General features: G+C 64.5%; 23 protein-coding genes and 1 other RNA gene. 4 read left to right on the forward strand and 20 right to left on the reverse strand.

Annotated features, from left to right (window positions below; translation table 11 throughout):
• Window positions 1-83: 83 nt before the first annotated feature.
• From ftsH to TMPK1_RS12170, 19 genes are all read right to left on the reverse strand, one after another.
• Entirely contained in the window at window positions 84-2,015 is a 1,932-nt protein-coding gene (gene ftsH, locus TMPK1_RS12080; RefSeq protein ID WP_420243266.1) for an ATP-dependent zinc metalloprotease FtsH, read from the reverse strand.
• Between the two features lie 54 nt (window positions 2,016-2,069).
• Window positions 2,070-3,128 (reverse strand): tRNA lysidine(34) synthetase TilS, encoded by a 1,059-nt coding sequence (gene tilS / locus TMPK1_RS12085; RefSeq protein WP_420243267.1) that lies wholly within the window; start codon window positions 3,126-3,128, stop codon window positions 2,070-2,072.
• Window positions 3,122-3,991, reverse strand: a complete 870-nt coding sequence (gene ybgF, locus TMPK1_RS12090) for a tol-pal system protein YbgF (protein WP_420243268.1) — start codon at window positions 3,989-3,991, stop codon at window positions 3,122-3,124. Before ybgF ends, tilS begins: the two co-directional genes overlap by 7 nt.
• Window positions 3,991-4,500: a peptidoglycan-associated lipoprotein Pal gene (gene pal / locus TMPK1_RS12095; protein ID WP_420243269.1), complete on the reverse strand. Its 510-nt coding sequence runs from the start codon at window positions 4,498-4,500 to the stop codon at window positions 3,991-3,993. Before pal ends, ybgF begins: the two co-directional genes overlap by 1 nt.
• Before the next feature lie 58 nt (window positions 4,501-4,558).
• Window positions 4,559-5,881, reverse strand: coding sequence for a Tol-Pal system beta propeller repeat protein TolB (tolB, locus tag TMPK1_RS12100; RefSeq protein WP_420243270.1), 1,323 nt, complete (start codon window positions 5,879-5,881; stop codon window positions 4,559-4,561).
• The gene (locus TMPK1_RS12105) at window positions 5,878-6,744 is read right to left on the reverse strand and encodes a hypothetical protein (RefSeq protein ID WP_420243271.1); all 867 of its coding nucleotides are present in this window, start codon (window positions 6,742-6,744) and stop codon (window positions 5,878-5,880) included. The genes tolB and TMPK1_RS12105 overlap by 4 nt, the downstream gene beginning before the upstream one ends.
• Before the next feature lie 3 nt (window positions 6,745-6,747).
• On the reverse strand, window positions 6,748-7,074 hold the full coding sequence (locus TMPK1_RS12110; RefSeq protein ID WP_420243272.1) for a hypothetical protein: 327 nt from the start codon (window positions 7,072-7,074) through the stop codon (window positions 6,748-6,750).
• On the reverse strand, window positions 7,074-7,526 hold the full coding sequence (gene tolR, locus TMPK1_RS12115) for a protein TolR (protein ID WP_420243273.1): 453 nt from the start codon (window positions 7,524-7,526) through the stop codon (window positions 7,074-7,076). The genes TMPK1_RS12110 and tolR overlap by 1 nt, the downstream gene beginning before the upstream one ends.
• 2 nt (window positions 7,527-7,528) lie before the next feature.
• Window positions 7,529-8,263, reverse strand: a complete 735-nt coding sequence (gene tolQ / locus TMPK1_RS12120) for a protein TolQ (protein WP_420243274.1) — start codon at window positions 8,261-8,263, stop codon at window positions 7,529-7,531.
• A gap of 21 nt (window positions 8,264-8,284) precedes the next feature.
• The gene (ybgC, locus tag TMPK1_RS12125) at window positions 8,285-8,677 is read right to left on the reverse strand and encodes a tol-pal system-associated acyl-CoA thioesterase (protein WP_420243275.1); all 393 of its coding nucleotides are present in this window, start codon (window positions 8,675-8,677) and stop codon (window positions 8,285-8,287) included.
• Window positions 8,670-9,713, reverse strand: coding sequence for a Holliday junction branch migration DNA helicase RuvB (ruvB, locus tag TMPK1_RS12130; RefSeq protein ID WP_420243276.1), 1,044 nt, complete (start codon window positions 9,711-9,713; stop codon window positions 8,670-8,672). The genes ybgC and ruvB overlap by 8 nt, the downstream gene beginning before the upstream one ends.
• The gene (ruvA, locus tag TMPK1_RS12135) at window positions 9,710-10,318 is read right to left on the reverse strand and encodes a Holliday junction branch migration protein RuvA (protein WP_420243277.1); all 609 of its coding nucleotides are present in this window, start codon (window positions 10,316-10,318) and stop codon (window positions 9,710-9,712) included. The genes ruvB and ruvA overlap by 4 nt, the downstream gene beginning before the upstream one ends.
• Complete coding sequence (ruvC, locus tag TMPK1_RS12140; RefSeq protein WP_420243278.1) at window positions 10,315-11,244, reverse strand: crossover junction endodeoxyribonuclease RuvC; 930 nt, start codon at window positions 11,242-11,244, stop codon at window positions 10,315-10,317. The genes ruvA and ruvC overlap by 4 nt, the downstream gene beginning before the upstream one ends.
• A gap of 2 nt (window positions 11,245-11,246) precedes the next feature.
• Entirely contained in the window at window positions 11,247-11,993 is a 747-nt protein-coding gene (locus TMPK1_RS12145) for a YebC/PmpR family DNA-binding transcriptional regulator (RefSeq protein ID WP_420243279.1), read from the reverse strand.
• 74 nt (window positions 11,994-12,067) lie between these two features.
• Window positions 12,068-12,895 carry a TIGR00282 family metallophosphoesterase gene (locus TMPK1_RS12150; RefSeq protein ID WP_420243280.1) on the reverse strand — a complete coding sequence of 276 codons (828 nt, stop codon included), beginning with the start codon at window positions 12,893-12,895 and terminating at the stop codon, window positions 12,068-12,070.
• Window positions 12,892-13,485, reverse strand: coding sequence for a 5-formyltetrahydrofolate cyclo-ligase (locus TMPK1_RS12155; protein WP_420243281.1), 594 nt, complete (start codon window positions 13,483-13,485; stop codon window positions 12,892-12,894). Before TMPK1_RS12155 ends, TMPK1_RS12150 begins: the two co-directional genes overlap by 4 nt.
• A gap of 29 nt (window positions 13,486-13,514) precedes the next feature.
• Window positions 13,515-13,672: non-coding RNA, 6S RNA (gene ssrS, locus TMPK1_RS12160), on the reverse strand.
• A gap of 71 nt (window positions 13,673-13,743) precedes the next feature.
• Window positions 13,744-14,046 carry a cell division protein ZapA gene (locus TMPK1_RS12165; protein ID WP_420243282.1) on the reverse strand — a complete coding sequence of 101 codons (303 nt, stop codon included), beginning with the start codon at window positions 14,044-14,046 and terminating at the stop codon, window positions 13,744-13,746.
• Window positions 14,039-14,251 carry a hypothetical protein gene (locus TMPK1_RS12170; protein WP_420243283.1) on the reverse strand — a complete coding sequence of 71 codons (213 nt, stop codon included), beginning with the start codon at window positions 14,249-14,251 and terminating at the stop codon, window positions 14,039-14,041. Before TMPK1_RS12170 ends, TMPK1_RS12165 begins: the two co-directional genes overlap by 8 nt.
• 81 nt (window positions 14,252-14,332) lie before the next feature.
• On the opposite strand from TMPK1_RS12170, the gene TMPK1_RS12175 reads away from it, so the two are divergent.
• The 4 genes from TMPK1_RS12175 (at window position 14,333) to TMPK1_RS12190 (ending at window position 19,848) form a co-directional block, all read left to right on the forward strand.
• A complete protein-coding gene (locus tag TMPK1_RS12175; RefSeq protein WP_420243284.1) occupies window positions 14,333-14,809 on the forward strand; it encodes an MgtC/SapB family protein in 477 nt (158 codons plus the stop codon).
• Window positions 14,810-14,920: 111 nt separating this feature from the next.
• On the forward strand, window positions 14,921-16,918 hold the full coding sequence (gene tkt, locus TMPK1_RS12180) for a transketolase (protein ID WP_420243285.1): 1,998 nt from the start codon (window positions 14,921-14,923) through the stop codon (window positions 16,916-16,918).
• Window positions 16,919-17,136: 218 nt separating this feature from the next.
• A complete protein-coding gene (gene gap, locus TMPK1_RS12185) occupies window positions 17,137-18,144 on the forward strand; it encodes a type I glyceraldehyde-3-phosphate dehydrogenase (protein ID WP_420243286.1) in 1,008 nt (335 codons plus the stop codon).
• Window positions 18,145-18,213: 69 nt separating this feature from the next.
• Window positions 18,214-19,848 carry a Na+/H+ antiporter gene (locus tag TMPK1_RS12190; protein ID WP_420243287.1) on the forward strand — a complete coding sequence of 545 codons (1,635 nt, stop codon included), beginning with the start codon at window positions 18,214-18,216 and terminating at the stop codon, window positions 19,846-19,848.
• On the opposite strand, the gene TMPK1_RS12195 is transcribed toward TMPK1_RS12190, so the two are convergent.
• On the reverse strand, window positions 19,845-21,164 hold the full coding sequence (locus tag TMPK1_RS12195; RefSeq protein WP_420243288.1) for a sensor histidine kinase: 1,320 nt from the start codon (window positions 21,162-21,164) through the stop codon (window positions 19,845-19,847). The two genes, TMPK1_RS12190 and TMPK1_RS12195, sit on opposite strands and share 4 nt — an antisense overlap.
• Window positions 21,165-21,167: the final 3 nt, after the last annotated feature.

Genomic DNA, 21,167 nt, shown 5'->3' on the forward strand with positions numbered 1-21,167 from the left:
ATCCGATCGGGTCATGCTCGAAACGAAACGGCCCCGCTGTTTCCAGCGGGGCCGTTCGTTACCGGGGGCAACCCGGTCGGAAACTATCCAACCGGTGTCGGTTCGAGGCCGGGGCCGCTCGGCGGTGCCTTGCGGCCGCCGGTGGGCACCGAGCCGCGACGCGGCGGTGCTGCCGGACGCGACGGTGTTTCCGGCGGTTCGTCGCGCACGATGTCTTCACCGCGCACCAACGCCCGCACTTCATCACCCGACAGCGTTTCATATTCGAGCAACGCCTGGCTGACCTTGTGCAACTGGTCCATGTGCTCGACCAGAATTTTGCGCGCGGTCGATTCAGCCGCTTCGACCAGTCGACGGATTTCGGCGTCGATCAGCTTGGCCGTCTCTTCCGAGATGTTCTGCGTCTGCGTCACCGAGTGACCCAGGAACAGTTCCTGTTCGTTGGCGCTGTACCGCACACGGCCGAGTTTCTCGGACATGCCGTATTCGGTGACCATGCGGCGCGAAATGTTGGTCGCCTGCTGAATGTCGCTGGCGGCACCCGTCGTCACCTGCTCTTCACCGAAGATCAGCTCTTCCGCGACACGACCGCCGAACATCGACGCCAGGCGCGATTCCATCTCGATCTTCGACATCGAGAATTTGTCGCGTTCCGGCAGGCTCATCGTGACGCCCAGCGCGCGACCGCGCGGGATGATCGTCACTTTGTGCAGCGGATCGTGTTCGGGCACGTACAGACCGACCAGCGCATGACCCGCTTCGTGATACGCGGTGAGTTCGCGCTCTTTTTCAGTCAGCACCATCGAGCGCCGTTCGGCGCCCATCATGACCTTGTCCTTGGCCTGCTCGAATTCCCACTGGCCGACCACGCGCTTGCCGCCGCGCGCTGCAAGCAGTGCGGCTTCGTTGACGAGGTTGGCGAGATCGGCGCCCGAGAAACCCGGCGTGCCGCGCGCAATCGTGCGCGGATCGACGTCGGGACCGATCGGCACTTTGCGCATGTGGACTTTGAGGATCTTTTCGCGACCGCCGACATCGGGGTTCGGCACCACGACCTGACGGTCGAAGCGGCCCGGACGCAGCAGCGCCGGATCCAACACGTCGGGACGATTGGTGGCAGCGATCAGGATCACGCCTTCGGTCGCTTCGAACCCATCCATCTCGACCAGCAACTGGTTGAGCGTCTGTTCGCGCTCGTCATTGCCGTTGCCGAGGCCGGCACCGCGATGACGACCGACCGCATCGATTTCGTCGATGAAGATGATGCAGGGCGCGTGCTTCTTGCCCTGTTCGAACATGTCGCGCACGCGGCTTGCGCCGACGCCGACGAACATTTCGACGAAGTCCGAACCGGAGATGGTGAAGAACGGCACGTTGGCTTCGCCCGCGACTGCGCGTGCGATCAAGGTCTTACCTGTGCCGGGCGGGCCAACCAGCAAAACGCCTTTCGGAATCTTGCCGCCCAGTCGCTGGAATTTCTGCGGGTCCTTCAAGAACTCGACGACTTCTTCGAGTTCCTGCTTCGCCTCGTCGATGCCTGCCACGTCTTCGAACGTGACGCGTCCGGCTTTTTCGGTCAGCAGGCGCGCGCGGCTTTTGCCGAAGCCCATCGCCTTGCCGCCGCCCGACTGCATCTGGCGCATGAAGTAAATCCAGACGCCGAACACGAGCAGCATCGGCATCCACGACAGCAGCACGCTGAAGATGGTCGGACCGTTGCTGTCGTCCGGCTGCGCGACGACGCGCACGCCAGCGTCAGCGAGCTTGGTCGCGACGTCGATCTTTTCCGGGACGTACGTCGAGAAGACGCGCGTGTCGGCGTAGTGACCGGTGACCGTCGAGCCTTTGATGGTCACGTCGGCGATCTTGCCCGCTTTGGCGTCGGCCAGCAGTTCCGAGAAAGCGAGCGAGGTATTCGGGGTCGTGCCGGCTTGGTTCTGGAACAGCTGGAACAGCAGCAGCAACAGAACGCCGATCATGGCCCAGAGCAGCAGGTTCTTACCGAAATTACTCACGTCGCACTCTCCTCGCGCGTCTCGCGCCGACCGGCCGACTATACGCGCAGGTCCTCAGATAATGTTCCGGAATCCTGAGACAACCGCACCTGCAACGGCAGTGAGCGGCCGTGGTTCGGCAGCGCGGCCCAGTTCGGGCAAGAAAATCACGCCGTCGCTCCCTGCCGGGCTGATCCTGGACCCGCCAAGCGTGGCGCCGGGAAAGGCTGGTTCGGCAAGAGAACGATCCAGAGACGCCAGTTTCTCCCGCTTTGGTGCCGGAGTCCGCCCGCCGGTGCGCGCCAGCACAGCGGCCAAGGCGCGCAGCCGTAATTCCACCGGCTCGTCCAGCCAATCACCGCGATTCAAATAAACGCCGTCGGTGCCAATCGTGACCCGCCGCGCCAAAAGCTGGCTGGTCGCCGCCGCAAGCGCCGCCGCGGCCGCCCGGGCGCGTGCCGCTGTGGCGCACAAAGCGGCCGCACCCAGCCCTTCTTCGCCCAGCGCCTCGGCCACCGCGCGCAGCCGCGGCCGGGCAAAGCGCGGGTCGAAATTGGATGGATCCTCGATCACTTTCTGGCCGAACCGGACGCAGGTCGCGCGCAACCGGTCCTTGGGTTGGTCGAGCAAGGGGCGCAGCAGACGGACATGCGGCGTCTCGGTCAGCGGTGCCATCCCGCCCAACCCGTCGACGCCGCTGCCTTTGGCGAGACGCAGCAGAACCGTCTCGGCCTGATCGTCCTGGTGATGGCCGAGGCAGAGATGCAGCAGGCCGCGTTCGCGGCAGGCGCGCGTCAACAGGTCGCGCCGCGCATCGCGCGCCGCTTCCATCAATCCAGTGGCGGGTTTGGGACCAGTCCAGGGCAGCACCGTATGCGCGATGCCGCGCGCGCCAAGCCACGCACCGACCTGCGCCGCTTCCGCAGCAGATGCATCGCGCAGCGCGTGATCGACCGTGAACGCGTGCACCATGCCGCCGCGCGCACGAACCCATTCGTCGAGAAGCAGCGTCAGCGCCAGACTGTCGGCGCCGCCGGACACACCGACGGCGAGATGTGGCGCGGGTTCGAACGGGCCGAGCGTTGCGAGCAGACCGTCAAATTCAGCAGCATCAATTGCTGCCGCGGTCAGCACTTCAGACGCGACCGTTCCTGCGTCGCAGCGCGCTTCACGTTGGCGCTTGCGGTCGGATATTGGCGATCGAGTTGCGACAGCGCGGTGCATGCGTCGCTGTTCTGTTTCAACTGACCCAACGACAGGCCGAGCTTTAGCAGCGAGTCCGCACCTTTCGGGCCGGTCGGATATTTCTTGTAGCTGTCGCCGAACGCGACGGCTGCCTGCTGCCATTGCTGGCGCACATAATAGGTCTCGCCCAACCAATAGGCCGCGTTCGGTGCGCGTGGATCGTTGGCATGCGCGGCGATGAATTGTTTGAACGAGACTTCGGCGCCCGCCGGATCACCGTTGGTGAGCTGCGTGTAGGCCTGTTCGTACGACGCTTCGGCCGTCACCGGTTTCGGCGTTGGTTGCGTCTGCCCCAACACGCCGACCGTCGGCGACGTTGCAGGTGCAGTACCCGGCGTTACCGCCGGCGGAGCACCAACCGGCGGCGGTGCAACCGCTGCAGGACGTTGCGCGCCGGGAACGGTTTGCGACGGAATGATCTGCGTCGGCGGAACCACACCCGGATTGACCGCGGTGCTGGGCGCCGGCAGCGGAATGATCGGCGACGGTTGCGAGGCAATTGGTGCTACGGGCGCAGCGCCGCCGCGCGTTTCGATGTCGCCGACGCGCAGCTCGAGATCCTGTCGGCTTTTCTCGAGCTGCTGTTGCAACGTGCGGATCTGAAATTGCTGCTGCTCGACCTGTCCCGTCAGTTGCCGGATCTGCGCTTCGAGCTGCTGCAAACGCAGCTCGAAACCAGCCAGTGCGGATTCCTGCGCGAACGCAGGAACCGCTGCAAAGACGAACGCAAGGGCGAGCAGCAGACGACGCATTACGAGCTCGGACCACCGACGACGGTGACGCCGCGACGATTCTGCGCCCACGAGGCTTCATCCGAACCCAACACAGCCGGACGCTCCTTGCCGAAGCTGACCGTCTGGATGCGCGACGACGGGATGCCGTTGGCGACGAGATAGTTCTTCACCGCGGTTGCACGACGTTCGCCGAGCGCGAGGTTGTATTCGCGCGTGCCGCGTTCGTCGGCATGGCCTTCGATCGTGATGCTCACGTTCGAATATTTCTTCAGCCATTCAGCCTGACGGCCGAGCGTCGCGCGGCCTTCCTGCGTGATGTCCGACCGGTCGAGTTCGAAGAAGACGCGGTCGCCGACATTGGCGACCAGATCGGCCTGCGTGCCCGGGCCGACAGCGCCGCGGTCGATGCCGCTGCCGACGCCACCGGCGCCCGTCGTCGAGGTCGAATCAGTTGCGCTGTCTTTCTTCGACGAGCAGCCGCCGAGCACCAGCACCAGGGCCAGCACGGCAAACGAGGTCTTCCACATGGAACGCGACTCCTTTGGTCTTTCGTATTTCATCGTTGGTCCTAATCCCGAGTAGCGGTCACGGCAACAGGCCGGACCAGGCCGGATCGGACGCGTCGCTCTGGGTGAGAACTTCGCGTTCGTTCTGGCCGGTAACGTCGATCGTGTAGAGGCGGGCAGTCTTGCCGCGCGGGCCCGGCCGCTCTTTGAAGTACATCAGCACGCGTCCGTTCGGGGCCCAGGTCGGGCCTTCAACGTGGAACGCCTGGGTGATCAGACGCTCACCACTGCCGTCGGGCTTCATCACGCCGATAAAGAACTGACCGCCCTGTTGCTTGGTGAAGGCGATCAGGTCGCCGCGCGGCGACCAGACCGGGCCGGCATAGCGCCCGTCACCGAACGAAATGCGGTTAGCCGGACCACCGGTCGCCGACATCACGTACAGCTGCTGCGTACCGCCGCGATCGGATTCGAAGACGATTTTCGAACCGTCGGGCGAATACGACGGCGACGTGTCGATCGACGGCGTCTGCGTCAGCTGGCGAATCTGGCGCGAGCGCAGATCCATCACATAGATGTCGGTCTGGCCATTCTCGGACATCGAGAAGACGACGCTGTTCCCATCCGGCGAGAAGCGCGGCGAGAAGGTCATCTGCGGCAGATCGGCGAGCAGCTCGCGCTTCTGCGTGTCGACGTTGAACAGGAACACGCGCGGCTTGCCGTTGCCGAACGCCATGTAGGTGACTTCCGCCGCGGTCGGCGAAAAGCGCGGCGTCAGCACAAGCTGCGAACCGTCGGTCAGGTAGCGCGCATTCTCGCCGTCATAATCCATGATCGCGAGACGCTTGATGCGGCGTTCGCCGGGGCCGCTTTCGGCGACATAGACGACGCGCGTATCGAAATAACCGCTCTCGCCGGTGAGCTGCTTGTAGATCGTGTCGGCAATGATGTGCGCGGTGCGGCGCCAATTCTGCGGCGCCGTTGTAAAGGCGGTGCCGATGATCTGGCCGCCGCTGGCGCTGGATGCACCCGCGAACACGTCGTGCAGGCGGAATTCGACGCGGATACGGCCGTCGCCCGACGGCACGACCTGGCCCGTCACCAGCGCCGGCACGTTGAGCGGCTTCCAGGCGGCGTATTCCACGCCCTTTTGCTGAATCTGCTCCGGCGTCTGGATGAACGACGCGGGATCGAGCGGCTTGAACAGGCCCGAGCCCGCGAGATCGTTGGTGATCACGCGCGCAATGTCGGCACCCGCCGGATCGCCGGCGAAATTGGTGATCGCGATCGGGAGCGGCGCTGCACGCCCGCGATTCACGTCGACACGAACCTCGGCATGCGCCGGTGCGGCAGCAGCCAGCAGGGCCACGACGGCGAATGCGAGCGATCGGAAAAGATTCATCCGAGCATTTCCTTGGGGTTGAAGCCGATCACCATGTCTTTCCACAACGAAGCCTTGTCCGGAGGCAAGGCCAACGGTGAACAGGCTGGGCTGCGCAGCGCGCGCACCGCAGCGTCGGCAGCGGCGCGGAAGAACCCGTCCGAGCCATAGCGTGCCTTGTCGACGATATCGATCGACCGCACGGTTCGGTCCGGGTTCACCTGAATGCGGATATCGACGTTTAAGTTCTGCGCGTCGCGCGCGCCGGCCGGAATGTTCCAGCATTTGCCCAGCTGCTGAATCAGCGCGTCCATCTCGCCCGCGCTCATTTGCTGCGCAACCTGCGCGATCGCACTTTGTTGCTGTTGTACGGGCGCGGTCTTTTCTTTGGTCGGCTGATCTGTCTTCTGCGGCGACGGCTGCAGCTTCGACAAATTCTTCAGCACCGAATCCATATCGGGCGCCGGCTTCTTCGGCTCTTCTTTCTTCTTCAGCTCGATCTTCGGCATTTCGAGCTTGTTCTGGTCGGGCTCGATCTTGGCCAGATCGGGCATCTTCATCGCCAGCGGATCGCGCGGCGGTGCGGCCTTTTCCAGCTTCGGCATATCGGGCGTCGGCAGCGGCTCGGGCGACGGCACTTCCGCAACTTTGGGTGCGGGCGGCGGCTTGAATTCGGGCACCGGCTTGGGCGGTTCCGGCGTCGGATCTTTTGGCTTCGGCGTCGGCTCGGCGACTTTGGTCGTGGTCGGTACGTCGGACACGATGTCGACCGGCACCGGGGGCGGCAGCTCGACCGGCTTCGAGTGCAGGAACGGCAACCCGACCAGACAGAGCACGATCACCGCCGCATGCACACCGATGGAAAACCAAACCGAGCGGCGCATCGTTCAACGCACCAGCTCTTCGGTAACAAGCGCGACACGCTTGCAGCCGGCTTCGTTCAGCATTTTCACGGCGCGACGAATCGCATTGTCGTCGGCAACGGCGCGGATGCCGCCGAACAAACGCGCGTCGTTGCCTGGGCACATGGCGCCGTTGTGGCGCTGGTTCCAGATCGGAATCGCGCCCACCGCAATACGCTCGCCGGCAAACTGCACCGTATCGTCGTCAATCAGCGTGATCGCCGGCACAATCTGTTTCTCAGCCGCGGACGCGCCCATCGACGAAGTCGCGACGGCGAGCAGCGTCAACGCCAGATGGGGCCTTACAGTCATCACTTCTTTTTCGCGTCCGGCGCCGGCGTCGAAACCAGCGAGACTTTGCTGAAGCCGGCATTGGTGATGCTGGACAGGACCTGCATCATCTTGCCGTAGTCGATGCCTTTGTCGCCGCGCAGATAGATGCGCGCTTCTTTGTTGGCGCCCGCGATTGCGGTCAGGCGCGGGACCAGCGAGTCGATGTCGACCTTGGTCTGCATCAGATAGACGTCGCCGGCCTTGTCGACGCTGATCTCAAGCGGCTTGTCGTCATTGTTGCTGATCGCGCGCGCATTGGTTTTTGGCAGGTCCACCGGCACGCCGTTGGTCATCATCGGTGCCGCCACCATGAACACGACGAGCAGCACCAGCATGACGTCGACCATCGGCGTCACATTGATCTCGGCCAGCGGCCGGCGGCGATATTTGCCGCCGCGCTTGGGGCCGCGTCCCGCGGTCGCCATCGCCATGATCAGTGCTTCTCCTCAAGGTGACGGGAGAGGATGGCGCTGAATTCCGACGAAAATGCGTCCAACCGGTCCCCGTAATTCGCCACCGCGTTCGACAATTTGTTGTAGGCGACCGAGGCCGGGATCGCCGCGACCAGGCCGACCGCCGTCGCGAACAAGGCTTCGGCAATGCCAGGGGCCACGACCGCGAGGCTGGTATTCTGGCTGGCGGCGATCGAGTTGAACGAATTCATGATGCCCCAGACGGTGCCGAACAGGCCGACGAAGGGCGCCGTCGACGACACCGAGGCCAGCACGTCGATCGACTTTTCGACCGAGCCCATTTCGCGCGCGATCGTGACCGCCATGACCCGGTCGATGCGCTGCTGCAGACCGGCGCGCACTTCGTGACCGGGCGCCAGGCCGCGCTCGCTCGCATGTTTCCATTCGCGCATGCCGGCGGCGAACACCGCCGTCATCGGGTCTTTGATCTTCTTGATCGCGCGTTCGTACAGCGTGTCGAGCGAGCCGCCCGACCAGAATGCGTCTTCGAACGCGTCCGCCGCTGCCTTCAGCCGGCGCAGGCGGATGGTTTTCTCAAAGATGATCGCCCAGCTCCACACGCTGGCGATCAGCAGCGCGATCATCACCAGCTTCACGATGATGTCGGCGTTGATGAACATCGCACCGATCGACAGATCGTGCACCGCCGCGTTGCCGCCCAACTGCGCCGCGTCGACAGCCCTCGTCGGATCCATGACTTCGTCCTTCTCTCTAACTTATGCGAACGCCGCGACCAGCGCGGGCGGGAAACGAACCGGACGGCCGTCGCGGCCAATCGCCGCCAGCTCGCACCCGATTTCAACCAAAAGCTCTTCGCCGCGACGTACGTGCTGCGCCAAACGCACGCGCGCGCCACTCGTATTCAAAATCTCGGTCGCTACGGTCAATTCGTCGCCCAGCCGCGCCGACGCGCGATAATCCAGCGACGCGCGACGTACAACGATCCAGACGCCGTCGCGCTCGGCCATCGCGCGTTGATCCAAACCGCGTTCGCGCACCAGCTCGGTGCGCGCGCGTTCGGCGAACTTCAGATAATTGGCGTAGTACACGACGCCGCCAGCGTCGGTGTCTTCCCAGTACACGCGCACGGGAAAGTGATGTTCAGACATCGGGCGCACCCGCCAACAGATCGAGCTGGCGCGTCGGCGTCGACGGCACCGGCAGACCCAAATAGCGATAACCCGAATCCGACAACATGCGGCCGCGCGGCGTACGCTGCGTTAGGCCTTGTTGGATCAGATAGGGTTCCACCACTTCTTCCAGCACGTCGCGCTGTTCGCCCAGCGCCGCCGCCAAGGTGTCGACGCCGACCGGACCGCCGCCATAGTGATCGGAGATACAGCGCAAATAGCGCCGGTCCATCGCATCCAACCCGCGCGCATCGACGTCGAGCCGCGCCAACGCTGCGTCGGCGGCCTTGGCGTCGATCACCGCGGTGCCTGCAACCGCTGCGAAGTCGCGCACACGGCGCAGCAGACGTCCCGCAACGCGCGGCGTGCCGCGTGCGCGGCGCGCGATTTCGGCGGCGCCGTCCGATGTCAGCTCAACTTTTAAGACGCGCGCTCCGCGCGCAACAATACTTGTCAGATCGGCGGTCTCGTACAGATCGAGCCGCAACGGAATGCCGAACCGGTCGCGCAACGGCGTCGCCAGCAGACCAGCGCGCGTGGTTGCGCCAACCAAGGTGAACGGCGGCAGATCGATGCGCACCGAACGCGCCGCCGGCCCTTCGCCGATAATCAGATCGAGCTGGAAATCTTCCATCGCGGGATAGAGAACTTCCTCGACCGCGGGTGCGAGGCGATGAATCTCGTCGATGAACAGCACGTCGCGCGGCTGCAAGTTCGTGAGAATCGCCGCCAGATCGCCGGCCTTGGCCAGGATCGGGCCCGACGTGGCGCGAAACCCGACACCAAGTTCGCGCGACACGATCTGCGCCAACGTGGTTTTGCCGAGGCCGGGCGGACCATGCAGCAGAACGTGATCGAGCGCTTCTTCGCGGGCGCGCGCGGCTTGCACGAACACGGCAAGATTTTCGCGCACCTGCGCCTGCCCCACGAATTCGGCCAACGTCTGTGGCCGGACCATGGAATCAATGTCGTCGCTGTCGCGCGCAGGATCGATCAGGCGAGCGCTGTCATTCATGCGCTGAGTTCTTTCAGCGCCGCCGGAATCAACGCGCCCAGATTTGCGCCGTCACCGAGCTTCTTCGCCGCGGCTGCGACCGCGCCATAGGCGTCGGCACGCGCATAGCCGAGATTGACCAGCGCCGAGACTGCGTCGTTGGTCGGCGTGTTGTGCACCGGCTCAGATGCGTTGCCGCGTGCGATCGGCTCGAACGTGACGCCGATCGAGCCGGCCTTGTCTTTGAGTTCGGTGACAATGCGCAGCGCCAGCTTGGCGCCGACGCCATCGGCACGTTGCACCGAGGCTTTGTCGCCGCTGGCAATGGCGAGCTGAAGCTTGTCGGCGGGCACAGCCGACAGGATCGACAGGCCGACTTTGGCGCCGACGCCCTGCACCGTCGTCAGCAGCTTGAACCAGTCGCGTTCGGCCGCGTCGAAAAAGCCGTACAGCGCCATGATCTCGTCGCGCACGCGGGTTTCGATCAGCAGCGACGCGGGCGCACCTACGACCAAGCGCGCCAAGGTCGGCGTCGAACAAGCGACGATGTAGCCGACGCCGCCAACATCCAGAATGACGTTGTCGGTACCGATCGTGTCGATCTTGCCGGTGAGCTTGCCGATCATGATACCTCCCTCTCCCCTCGGGGAGAGGGTTGGGGTGAGGGGGCCATCGCAGCGGCGATCTTGGTCAGTACGCCGTCGATGTTGCCGAACACCTCATCGTTCCAGAAACGAAGCACGCGGAAGCCCGCAGCTTGCAAACGACGATCGCGCGCCACGTCGTGTTGCGAGCCCGCGTGTTGTTCGCCGTCGAGTTCGACGACCAAGCGGTGCTGATGACAGACAAAGTCTGCTGTGTATTCGAGAATGGGTTCCTGGCGGCGAAACTTCACACCGAGTTGATCAGCGCGAAGCTTCTGCCACAGAAGCTTTTCAGCGGTCGTCGCGTTGGTGCGCAGCGTGCGCGCACGTGCGGTCTCGCCCCAGGGCGGCTTGCGCTTCGCCTCGGTGGAGACAGCCCCCTCACCCTCCCGCTTCGCGGGCCCCTCCCTCTCCCCGAGGGGAGAGGGATTCCACTTCTGCTGCGTCTGCCGGTGATGTGCGTGACAGATTGCGACGGCCAGCGCGTCGGCCGCGTCGGCGGTTGCTTTGCAGCCGGGCAGCAGGCGCGACACCATCATCGCGACTTGCGCTTTGTCGGCACGGCCGGTGCCGACGCAGGATTGCTTGACCAGGGTCGCGGCATATTCGGCGACCGGCAGGCCTGCCGCGGCAGGCGCCAGCATCACGACGCCGCGTGCCATGCCGAGCTTCAAGGTCGAGGCCGGATTGACGTTCACGAACACTTCTTCGACCGCCGCTTCTTCAGGTGCGTGTGTGGCGATCAATTCGGCCAAAGATGACGACAAGAAGGCGAGCCGCATCGCAAGCGTCGCGTCGGTCGTGGTGCGCACGATGCCGTGCGCGACATGTGTCAGCCGATTGCCCGCAGCTTCGATCACGCCCCAACCGGTCGCTTGCAGACCGGGATCGAGGCCGATGATGCGCATCTCTACCCAGCCAGCCGCGCCGCGAGCTCGTCCGACAATTCGGCGTTGGCCGCGACGCTCTGCACGTCGTCATTGTCTTCGAGCACGTCGATCAGCTTGAGCAGCGACGTCGCCTGTTCTTCCGACGGCGTCGAGAAGACGGTGGGCTTCCACACCAGGCCGGCGCCGTCGGCGCCGCCAAATTTCGCTTCCAGCGCGTCGCGCACCTGCGCGAAGGCTTCGATGCTGCAGGTGATTTCGTGGGTCTCGCCGTCGGACTCGACGTCGTCGGCGCCGGCTTCGACCGCGGCTTCGAACATCGCGTCGGCACTGGCGACTTTGGCCGGATAGAGCAACTGGCCGACATGCGCGAACTGGAACGACACCGAATTGGTTTCGCCCAGCACGCCGCCCAGCTTGGTGAAGGCGCTGCGCACTTCGGCGGCGGTGCGATTGCGGTTGTCGGTCAGGCTTTCGACGATCAGCGCGACGCCGCCCGGTCCGTAGCCTTCGTAACGCACCGCTTCGTAGATCGCGCCTTCAGTGCCCGACGCCTGTTTGATGGCGCGGTCGATGCGATCCTTGGGCATGTTCTGCACGCGCGCAGCAGCCAGCGCCGCGCGCAGGCGCGGATTGTACTGCGGGTCGGGCATGCCCTGCTTCACCGCCACCGTGATTTCACGGGCGAGCTTGTTGAACCGCTTGGCGCGCTTGGAATCCTGCGCGCCTTTGCGGTGCTGAATATTTTTGAACTTGGAATGGCCGGCCATCGGCTGCGCGCTCGGTCCGAATCAGGAACAGAATTGAATCGCCACGGCCGGTACGGCGCAAGGCGCGTGCGTGTCTACGCGGTCGCAGTCGCCGAAGGAACAGTGGCGATGAGCCGCCCCCCGAGGCGCAGCGGCTCGGCACGTTTGGCGAGACCGGTGGCGTCATCCGTCTCGACGAAAACGCCGCATATTGTGGCCTCGCCTTCGGCGGGCGCTAAGCGCTCTCCGGGCATTTTGCGGACGAATTTCGTCACCGCGGCGACTTTTCCCATGCCGATCACCGAATCATAGTCGCCGCACATGCCGGCATCGGTCTGATAGGCGGTACCGCCGGGCAAAATCATCGTGTCGGCGGTCGGCGTATGGGTATGCGTGCCTACGACCAGGCTGACGCGCCCGTCGAGCCAGTGGCCCATCGCCATTTTTTCGGACGAGGCTTCGCCGTGGAAATCGAGCACGATGGCGGCCGGATCACGCCCCAGCCGGTAGGTTTTCAGCACGCGTTCGATCGACGCGAACGGATCGTCGAGCGGATCCATGAACAATCGCGCCATCAGATTGATCACCAGCACACGCTTGCCGCCGCGCCCTTCGAGCACGGAAAAGCCGCGCCCCGGCGTGCCTTCGGGATAGTTCATCGGGCGCAGCACGCGCGGATCCTGATCCAGATGCGGGATCAGTTCTTTTTTGTCCCAGACGTGATTGCCGGTGGTGATGCAATCGACGCCGGCAGCGTGCAGTTCGGCTGCAATCACCGGCGACAGGCCGAAGCCGTGCGCCGCGTTCTCGCCGTTGACGATGACGAAATCGAGATCGAGCTGCGCGCGCAACGCAGGCAGCTGCGCGATCACCGCGTCGCGTCCAGTCCTGCCGACAATGTCACCGAGAAAAAGCAGTTTCATGAGAAGCGGATTGCGTCCTGTTCGGTGACAAGCCAGTCGAGTTTTTGATCGTTGCTCTCGACCGGCAGCGAGGGCACGCGTTGCGCGGCAAAGGCACAACCGACCGCGGTGACGGACCCGGCCGCGCGCAACATTGCGAGCGTCGCGTCGTAATAGCCGCCGCCATAGCCGAGCCGATGCCCTGTATCGTCGAAGGCGAGCATCGGCACCAGCACCATATCGGGCGTGACCACCTTCGCGTCTTGCGTGGGATGGCGCGTGCCGAACACGCCCGCTTCCAGCACGTCGCCCGGTGACCAGGCGCGAAACTCCAGAATTCGCGTGGCTTTTCGCACCACCGGCAGCGCCAGCGTGGCGCCCTGCACCGCCAGCATGGCGAGCAGCGGAACGATGTCGATTTCGCTGCCGATCGGCGAATAGCCCGAAATCACCCGGCCCGGCTGGAGCGCGCGCAGAAATTGCGCCGCGAGGTCGTGCGCCGCGTGCGGCGCCGCTTCGAATGCAGCTTCGCGCGCTTCACGCGCCGCCTCGCGGAGCGAGGCTTTATTCATGATCGCCACGCCCTGCGTGGCGGGCGCGGAGCGCTGCATTTTCAGACATCGACGTTTGCGGAGAGGTGGAAGGGTCCGCGACGGCCGTTGGCGTTACTTTCCGCAGTGGCCCTGGCAAACCAGGGGGGCGCCGTGTGGCCGGACCAAGATCCGGTCAGGGACAGCTCCCTACAGAAAAGTCATCGGCCCCTGGGATCAGTGTACCTGACGCACCGCACAGGCCCTTCCGGTCTGGGAAAGTAGGGACGCTTGCCAAGTGGGACAAGGTCGGTCGCGCGAATGTCATCCCTGATCGAGTCATCCTTGATCGAGGCGGGCCGCGATCGCTTCGACGCGACGCGTCAAATGTTCGACCGCGCCCAACAGCACGCGTTCTTCATCGGAATCGATCGCACCATTGCCTTGGCGCTGTTCGATCAATTCGTCGGCCAGAACCAGCGAGGTCAGCACCAGAAGCTGCGCTTCGCTGGCACCGCCACCGCCGAGTGATTTCAGTTTTTCGTCGACGAAGGCGCCAAGTTCGCGCACGCGATCTTCCTGGCCTTCGTCGCAGGCGACTGTGTAGGTCCGCCCGTTAATGGCGATTTCGACTCTAGCCACGCGACGCGGCCTCCAGCTTGGCGATGACGCGATCGAGCCGGTCGGCGGCGAGCGCCAGGCGCGGGTCGGCTTTCCGCGGTTCGCCAGCCCCGCCATCGGGACCGGTTTGCGGCAATTGCGCCTCGCGGCGCGCCAACGACGCTTCCATCCGATCGATCATTTCGTCGAGCCGTTCGAGCGCGGCCCGGAGCGGGGTTTCGCTCATGCGATCCGCCTGTTTCCTGTTCTGTCCGATACGCTGCCAAGCCTAGGTTCTGCGGCGCGCAACTGCAAACCAGGAGCGAACATGGGCAGCGTGGTCGAATTTCCCGAAATTCTGTGGCGGCTGGGAGCGGCGGCGTTGGCCGGCTTTCTGCTGGGCCTCGACCGCGAACTGGCGCGCAAACCGGCGGGCGTGAAAACCCACATGCTGATCGCGATCGGCAGCGCGCTGACCGTGACGGTGGCGATCGCGCTGGGCGCCGATTTCAACAATATCGACCCCAATCGGGCGATTCAGGGCCTGGTCAGCGCGGTCGGCTTTATCGGCGCCGGCGCCCTGATCCAGCGCGGCGACCGCAAAAGCGGGATCACGACCGCAACGGCGGTGTGGATTGCGGGCGTGATCGGGATTGCGTGCGGTGCGGGCTATTACGTCGCCGCGGCGACCGCGACCGGTCTGGTTCTGATCGTCTTAGTGCCGATCAAATGGATCGAGCACTGGGCCGAGCATCGCTGGCGCAAACGCGGCAACCCGCCCAGCGAAACGCAGCCCGGCGCGTAGCTGGTTTTCCGGGCCCGCCGGTTGACGCTCCCAAGCACGGTCGGCATGGTCGCGCGTCCTCGCCCCGGACCATCCCTGAGTCCCCAATAATCCAAGCGATTCCGAGCGGAAATGACTGACTTGAGCACGGCCACGACCCCAACCCATGTCGGTCATTCGCAGCTCGCCAACGCGATCCGCTTTCTCTCGCTCGACGCGGTCGAGGCAGCAAATTCGGGCCATCCCGGTTTGCCGATGGGCATGGCCGACATCGCGACGGTCTTGTGGGGCAAGTTTCTGAAATTCGACCCGGCCCGTCCGGACTGGCCCGATCGCGACCGGTTCGTTCTGTCGGCCGGTCACGGCTCGATGCTGCTCTACGCGGTCAATTGGCTGACCGGGTACAAGCGCGTCGGCCTCGACGAGCTGAAGCGCTTTCGCCAGTTGCACAGCCTGACGCCGGGCCATCCCGAACATGACGTGCTGGCGGGCGTCGAGACCACCACCGGTCCGCTCGGCCAGGGCATCGCCACCGCCGTCGGCATGGCGCTGGCGGAACGGATTCTGAACGCGCGCTTCGGTGACGAGCTGGTCGATCACCGCACCTGGGTGATCGCTTCGGACGGCGACCTGATGGAAGGCGTCAGCCACGAAGCCTGCTCGATCGCCGGCCATCTCGGGCTGAAGCGTCTGATCGTGCTGTACGACGACAACGGCATTTCGATCGACGGGCCGACGTCGCTGTCCTTCTCGGACGACACCGCCAATCGCTTCCGCTCGTATGGCTGGAACGTTGCGACGGTCGACGGGCACGATCCGGAAGAGATCGAAAACGCGCTGGCATCGGCGATGAATGCCGACAAGCCGACCTTGATCGCGTGCCGCACCATCATCGGCTATGGCAGTCCCAACCGCGCCGGCACGTCGGAAGCACATTCGAACGCGTTCGGTGCAGCCGAGTTGGCTGCGACGCGTGAAAAACTGGACTGGCCGCACGGACCGTTTGTCATCCCCGATCAAATCGTGGACGCGTGGCGGTCCTTCGGCGTGCGCGGCCGCGACGCGTCGGCGGCGTGGAGCAAGCAGCACGAACAGCATCGCCAGCGCGCCGCCTTCGATCAGGCGATCGCGGGCGACGTGCGCGGCCTCGACGCGCTGATCCAGCAGTACAAAACCAAAGTCGCGTCGGAAAAGCCGAAGATCGCAACGCGCCAGGCATCGGGCCAGGTGCTGGAATTGCTGTCGCCGTCGATGCCGGAAATGATCGGCGGTTCGGCCGATTTGACGCCGTCGAACAATACGCGCGTCAAAAACTCGGGCGCGATCGAAGCCGGCAATTTCAACGGCCGCTACGTCCATTGGGGCGTGCGCGAACACGGCATGGCCGCTGCGATGAACGGCATGGCGCTGCATGGCGGCGTCATTCCATACGGCGGCACGTTCCTGTCGTTCGCCGATTATTGCCGCCCCGCGATCCGTCTCGCCGCGCTGATGAAACAGCGCAGCATCTTCGTCATGACGCACGACTCGATCGGGCTCGGCGAAGATGGTCCGACGCACCAGCCGGTCGAACACATCGCGTCGCTGCGCGCGATGCCGAACCTGCTCGTGCTGCGTCCGTGCGATGCGGTCGAAACCGCAGAAGCCTGGCAATTGGCGCTGACGCGCACCGACGGCCCGTCGCTGTTGGCGCTGACGCGGCAGGCGGTGCCGCACGCACGCACCGATGCGGGCGCTGAAAACCTGACCGCGCGCGGCGCGTACAAGCTGGCCGCTGCAACCGCGGACGAGCGCGTCACCTTGCTCGCCACCGGCTCGGAAATCGGTATCGCGCTCGACGCCAAGCGCGAGCTGGAGAATGCCGGTATCGGTACCTCGGTCGTGTCGATGCCGTGCTGGTCGCTGTTCGAGAAACAGAGCGAGGCCTATCGCCGCTCGCTACTGCCCGCCAACACGCTGAAAGTCGCGATCGAAGCCGGCGTGCGCATGGGCTGGGACCGTTGGATCGGACCCGACGGCATCTTCATCGGCATGGAAGGCTTCGGCGAATCCGCGCCGTATGCGCAGCTTTACGAGCGTTTCGGGATCACCACCGCCGCCGTCACGGGCGCGGTACGCGCCCGTCTCTAATCGTTCGCCGCCTGCGCGGCGCGGCGCCGTACGCGCTCGCCTCTGACCTGACCTGTCCCCTCGTGTGTGGTCGCCGGGCTAGCGGCGCGCTACATCAGCGACTTTCCCGGCCCGTCGGCGTTCTTCGCGCGGGCACCGGCGCGTCCCGCGCCAACTCAACAACTAGAAACACGATCCGCTGGATCGTGTTTCGGGGTCTGCACGCGAGAGGAACAAGAATGACGGTCAAGGTAGCGATCAACGGGTTCGGGCGGATCGGGCGGCTGGTGCTGCGCGCGGCACTTGAGAACAACCGCACCGATATCGAATTCGTCGCTGTGAACGACCTCGCCCCGGTCGCCACCAACGCGCATCTGCTGAAGTATGACAGCGTGCACGGGCGTTTTCCGGGCACGGTCGAAGTCAAAGGCGACATGCTGGTCGTCAACGGCCACGCCATCAAATGCACGCAGATCTCGGACCCGGCCAAGCTGCCGTGGAAGGAATTGGGCGTCGACATCGCGATGGAATGTTCGGGCCGCTTCACCGACCGCAAAAGCGCCGAGCAGCATCTGACTGCTGGCGCCAAGAAGGTGCTGATTTCCGCGCCTGCCACCGATGAAGATCTGACCGTCGTCTACGGCGTCAATCACGACCAGTTGAAAGCGTCGCACACGGTCGTGTCGAACGCGTCCTGCACCACCAACTGCCTGGCACCGGTTGCGTATGTGTTGAACAACGCGATCGGGATCGAACGTGGCTTCATGACCACGATCCACAGCTACACGGGCGACCAGCGCACCGTCGACACGATGCATAGCGATCTGCATCGCGCCCGCGCCGCTGCGTTGAACATGATCCCGACCTCGACCGGCGCTGCAAAGGCAGTCGGCAAGGTTCTGCCGGAACTGAAGGGCAAGCTGGACGGCACCTCGATCCGCGTGCCGACCCCGGACGTGTCGGTGGTCGACTTCAAGTTCACGACCAAGCGTCCGACCACGGTCGAAGAAGTGAACAAGGCGATCGAAGATGCGGCCAACGGCAAGCTGAAAGGCGTGCTGGGCACCTACACCGAAGATCTGGTGTCGACCGACTTCATCCACGATCCGCTGTCGTCGATCTTCGCGTTGAAGGAAACCAAAGTCATCGACGGTGTCTTCGTGCGCATCATGACCTGGTACGACAATGAATGGGGTTTCTCGACGCGCATGTCAGACACCGCCATCGCGATGCACAAAGCGAAGTAAGCGACCGCTTCTCGCAACAGCAAAGGGCGCGGCTGCAAGGTCGCGCCCTTTTTGCTAGGCTCGGCGGCGATGGAACTGTTCGAACTCACCGTCGCCCTGCTCGCCTTCGCGCTGCTTCTGTCGGCCGTGGCGCACCGGCTGGCCGTGCCCTACCCGTCGCTGTTGGTGATCGGCGGGCTGGTGATCGGCTTCATCCCCAACGCACCCGCAGTGCGAATCGACCCGCAATTGGCGCTGGCGCTGTTCCTGCCGCCGATCCTGTTCGACAGCGCCTATTCGGCGTCATGGCGCGATCTGCGCGACAACTGGAAGCCGATCCTGCTTCTGTCGGTCGGGTTGATCCTGGCCACTGCCTTTGCGGTTGCGGCGGTGGTGCATTGGATGATCCCCGACATGCCGTGGGCGATCGCAATTGCGCTGGGTGCGATCGTGGCGCCGCCCGACGCGGCGGCGGCGAGCGCGGTGCTGCAGCGGCTGCATATTCCACGACGGATCACCACGATCCTCGAAGCGGAAAGCCTGCTCAACGATGCGACGGCGCTGATCCTCTATAAATTCGCGGTCGTCGCCGCGGTCACCGGCAGTTTCTCGCTGCAGGACGCGTCGGTGAATTTCGTCTTCGTCGCCGTCGGCGGCGTCGCGCTGGGCTTTGTCTGCGCGCTGGTGCTGCTGTTTCTGTCGCGCCGGCTCGAAGATCCGATCACCATCATTCTGATCGGGTTCGTCGCCGTCGCAGCGGCGTTCCTGATCGCCGATCGTCTCCAATTGTCGGGCGTGCTGACCGTGGTTGCGATGGGCGTCACGTTTTTCTGGCGCGTGCCCGCAATCAACCGCCCGGAAGTACGGCTGGCCGGTTTTCCGATCTGGGAATCGATCGTCTATCTGCTGAACGTGCTGGGCTTCGTGTTGATCGGCTTGCAGTTGCGACCGATCGTGCAGGAGCTGGATCCGAACTGGCCGCTGCTGCGCCTGCTGGAGCTGGGCTTTGCGATGGTGGCGACGATGATCGTCGTGCGCATCGTCTGGGTGATGTTTTACAATTCGGTGGTGCGCGCGAAAAACGCGGTGCACGGCGTCAATGCGCCAGCCCATTTCATGCTGCCGACCTGGCAAGGCGGCGTGGTAATTTCCTGGGCCGGCATGCGCGGCCTCGTGTCGATCGTCACCGCGCTCGCTCTGCCGCTGACCACTGCCAATGGCGAGCCGTTTCCCTATCGCGATCTTCTGTTGGGGCTCGCCTTCGCCGCCGTGTTCGGCACCTTGGTGTTCCAGGGCCTGACTTTGGGCCCGTTGATCCGCCTGCTGCGCATATCTGATTCGGGCTCTAACGAACGCGAGATCAATCTCGCACGGTCGGAAGCAGCCACCGCTGCGATCGCGGCGATCGACCAACTGGCCGAAACGCCAGGCCTGCCGCGCAACACGCTCGACGACGTGCGCAGCGAATACATCACGCGGCTGCAGGAAATCAGCCAGGACCGCGAGCGCGGCGTCACCGACGACGATCTGCGCGCAGCCATCCGTCTGGCCGCGATCGAGGCCGAACGGGCGACGGTCCTGCGCATGCGCAAAGGCGGGTTGATCGGCGACGACGCGGAAATCGAACTGACGCGCGATCTGGATCTGATCGAAACCTCGATCAAACGCGCACGCGGCGACACGCCGGTGAGTTGGCTCGATGCAGCGCGGCCGGAAAAAACCTAAGCGGCGTGTGCGCGCGTTCGGCGGCGTGATGCGGGCAGGATGACGGTTGCGACCGTACCGGCGCCGAGCGTGCTTTCGATCGTCAATTGGCCGCCATGCAGCTCGACCAGCGCGCGTGACAGCGGCAGACCGATGCCGACCGAGCCTTCCTTGCGACGCACCAACACGCTGCCGCGCTGGTTGAACGGACGCAGCAGGCTGGGAATTGCTTCGCCCGGAATGCCGCTGCCGCTATCGGCGACGTGGAATTGAATTTCTTCGTGCGGGCCTGCGCTGCACGTCACCGTCACCGAACCGGTTTCGGTCGCGTCGACCGCATTGGCGGCAAGGTTGATCAGCACCTGCGCCAGACGCAGCGGATCGCCATGGATCCAACCGTCAATCTCGCAGTGAACCTCAAAGCGCAGCGACGCTTGTTCCGCTTGCGGCCGCACGCCGGCGATCACCGAATCCAATACGTCCTGCGGATCGAAATCGACTTCGTGCAAATCCAGCCGGCCGGATTCGATGCGCGCCAGGTCAAGCAGGTCAGACACGATATAGCGCAAATGGTTGCCGGCCTTGGCGATATGCGCGCCGTACTCGCGCACGCGGCCGGGATCGCGCGTCAGCGCTTCGAGCTGCAGCGATTCCGCAAAGCCGATCACCGCATTCAACGGCGTGCGCAATTCGTGACTCATATGCGCGAGAAACACGTTCTTGGCCTGGTTGGCGCGCTCGGCGACATCGCGCGCATGCACCGCATCGGCTTCGGCGCGCTGACGCGCGGCATCGATCCGCAGCGCGAGGCCCGCGAAGATGACACCGAACGCAACTGCAACGCCCTGCGAGATTGTAAAGCTTGGCGTGACCACAGCGCGTGGCAGCATCGTCGTCAGCCAGATCGCGCTGAAGACGCCTTCGGCAACGCCGAGCGAAACCAGCGCGTGCCGCGGTCGCGTGCGAAAGCCGATCCACACAGCGAGACCGACGACATACGCAACCAGCACTGCGCCGACGCCGATCCATGCACCGCCACCGCCCAGCACGAGACGCAACGCACTCAGCCCCACGGCGACCGCAAGTCCCGGCAACGGACCGACAAACAGCACGGCCATGCCGACGACGGCCGCGCGTAGATCGAAGAAAAATCCGGGTGCAACTTGGATCGGCGTCAACATGCCGAGCCCGCCCACCAGCATGTAGGACGCGGTCACCGCGCCCGTGCGCCAATGCACACGCGACGGCCGGTCAAACAACACATGCGCAAGCAACAGCGTCGCAAGAATTGCGAAGCCGCGTGAGAAATCGAGCACTGTGCTGAACAAGGTCGTCATCTT

Source organism: Roseiterribacter gracilis (assembly GCA_018332375.1).
GTDB lineage: Bacteria > Pseudomonadota > Alphaproteobacteria > BOG-932 > Roseiterribacteraceae > Roseiterribacter > Roseiterribacter gracilis.

Coding starts and splice junctions, on each gene's coding strand:
- ybgF (WP_420243268.1), bottom strand. CDS start 3,991: ATGCGTCGTCTGCTGCTCGCCCTTGCGTTCGTCTTTGCAGCGGTTCCT.
- pal (WP_420243269.1), bottom strand. CDS start 4,500: ATGTGGAAGACCTCGTTTGCCGTGCTGGCCCTGGTGCTGGTGCTCGGC.
- tolB (WP_420243270.1), bottom strand. CDS start 5,881: ATGAATCTTTTCCGATCGCTCGCATTCGCCGTCGTGGCCCTGCTGGCT.
- TMPK1_RS12105 (WP_420243271.1), bottom strand. CDS start 6,744: ATGCGCCGCTCGGTTTGGTTTTCCATCGGTGTGCATGCGGCGGTGATC.
- TMPK1_RS12110 (WP_420243272.1), bottom strand. CDS start 7,074: ATGACTGTAAGGCCCCATCTGGCGTTGACGCTGCTCGCCGTCGCGACT.
- tolR (WP_420243273.1), bottom strand. CDS start 7,526: ATGGCGATGGCGACCGCGGGACGCGGCCCCAAGCGCGGCGGCAAATAT.
- tolQ (WP_420243274.1), bottom strand. CDS start 8,263: ATGGATCCGACGAGGGCTGTCGACGCGGCGCAGTTGGGCGGCAACGCG.
- ybgC (WP_420243275.1), bottom strand. CDS start 8,677: ATGTCTGAACATCACTTTCCCGTGCGCGTGTACTGGGAAGACACCGAC.
- ruvB (WP_420243276.1), bottom strand. CDS start 9,713: ATGAATGACAGCGCTCGCCTGATCGATCCTGCGCGCGACAGCGACGAC.
- ruvA (WP_420243277.1), bottom strand. CDS start 10,318: ATGATCGGCAAGCTCACCGGCAAGATCGACACGATCGGTACCGACAAC.
- ruvC (WP_420243278.1), bottom strand. CDS start 11,244: ATGCGCATCATCGGCCTCGATCCCGGTCTGCAAGCGACCGGTTGGGGC.
- TMPK1_RS12145 (WP_420243279.1), bottom strand. CDS start 11,993: ATGGCCGGCCATTCCAAGTTCAAAAATATTCAGCACCGCAAAGGCGCG.
- TMPK1_RS12150 (WP_420243280.1), bottom strand. CDS start 12,895: ATGAAACTGCTTTTTCTCGGTGACATTGTCGGCAGGACTGGACGCGAC.
- TMPK1_RS12155 (WP_420243281.1), bottom strand. CDS start 13,485: ATGCAGCGCTCCGCGCCCGCCACGCAGGGCGTGGCGATCATGAATAAA.
- TMPK1_RS12170 (WP_420243283.1), bottom strand. CDS start 14,251: ATGAGCGAAACCCCGCTCCGGGCCGCGCTCGAACGGCTCGACGAAATG.
- TMPK1_RS12175 (WP_420243284.1), top strand. CDS start 14,333: ATGGGCAGCGTGGTCGAATTTCCCGAAATTCTGTGGCGGCTGGGAGCG.
- tkt (WP_420243285.1), top strand. CDS start 14,921: ATGACTGACTTGAGCACGGCCACGACCCCAACCCATGTCGGTCATTCG.
- gap (WP_420243286.1), top strand. CDS start 17,137: ATGACGGTCAAGGTAGCGATCAACGGGTTCGGGCGGATCGGGCGGCTG.
- TMPK1_RS12190 (WP_420243287.1), top strand. CDS start 18,214: ATGGAACTGTTCGAACTCACCGTCGCCCTGCTCGCCTTCGCGCTGCTT.
- TMPK1_RS12195 (WP_420243288.1), bottom strand. CDS start 21,164: ATGACGACCTTGTTCAGCACAGTGCTCGATTTCTCACGCGGCTTCGCA.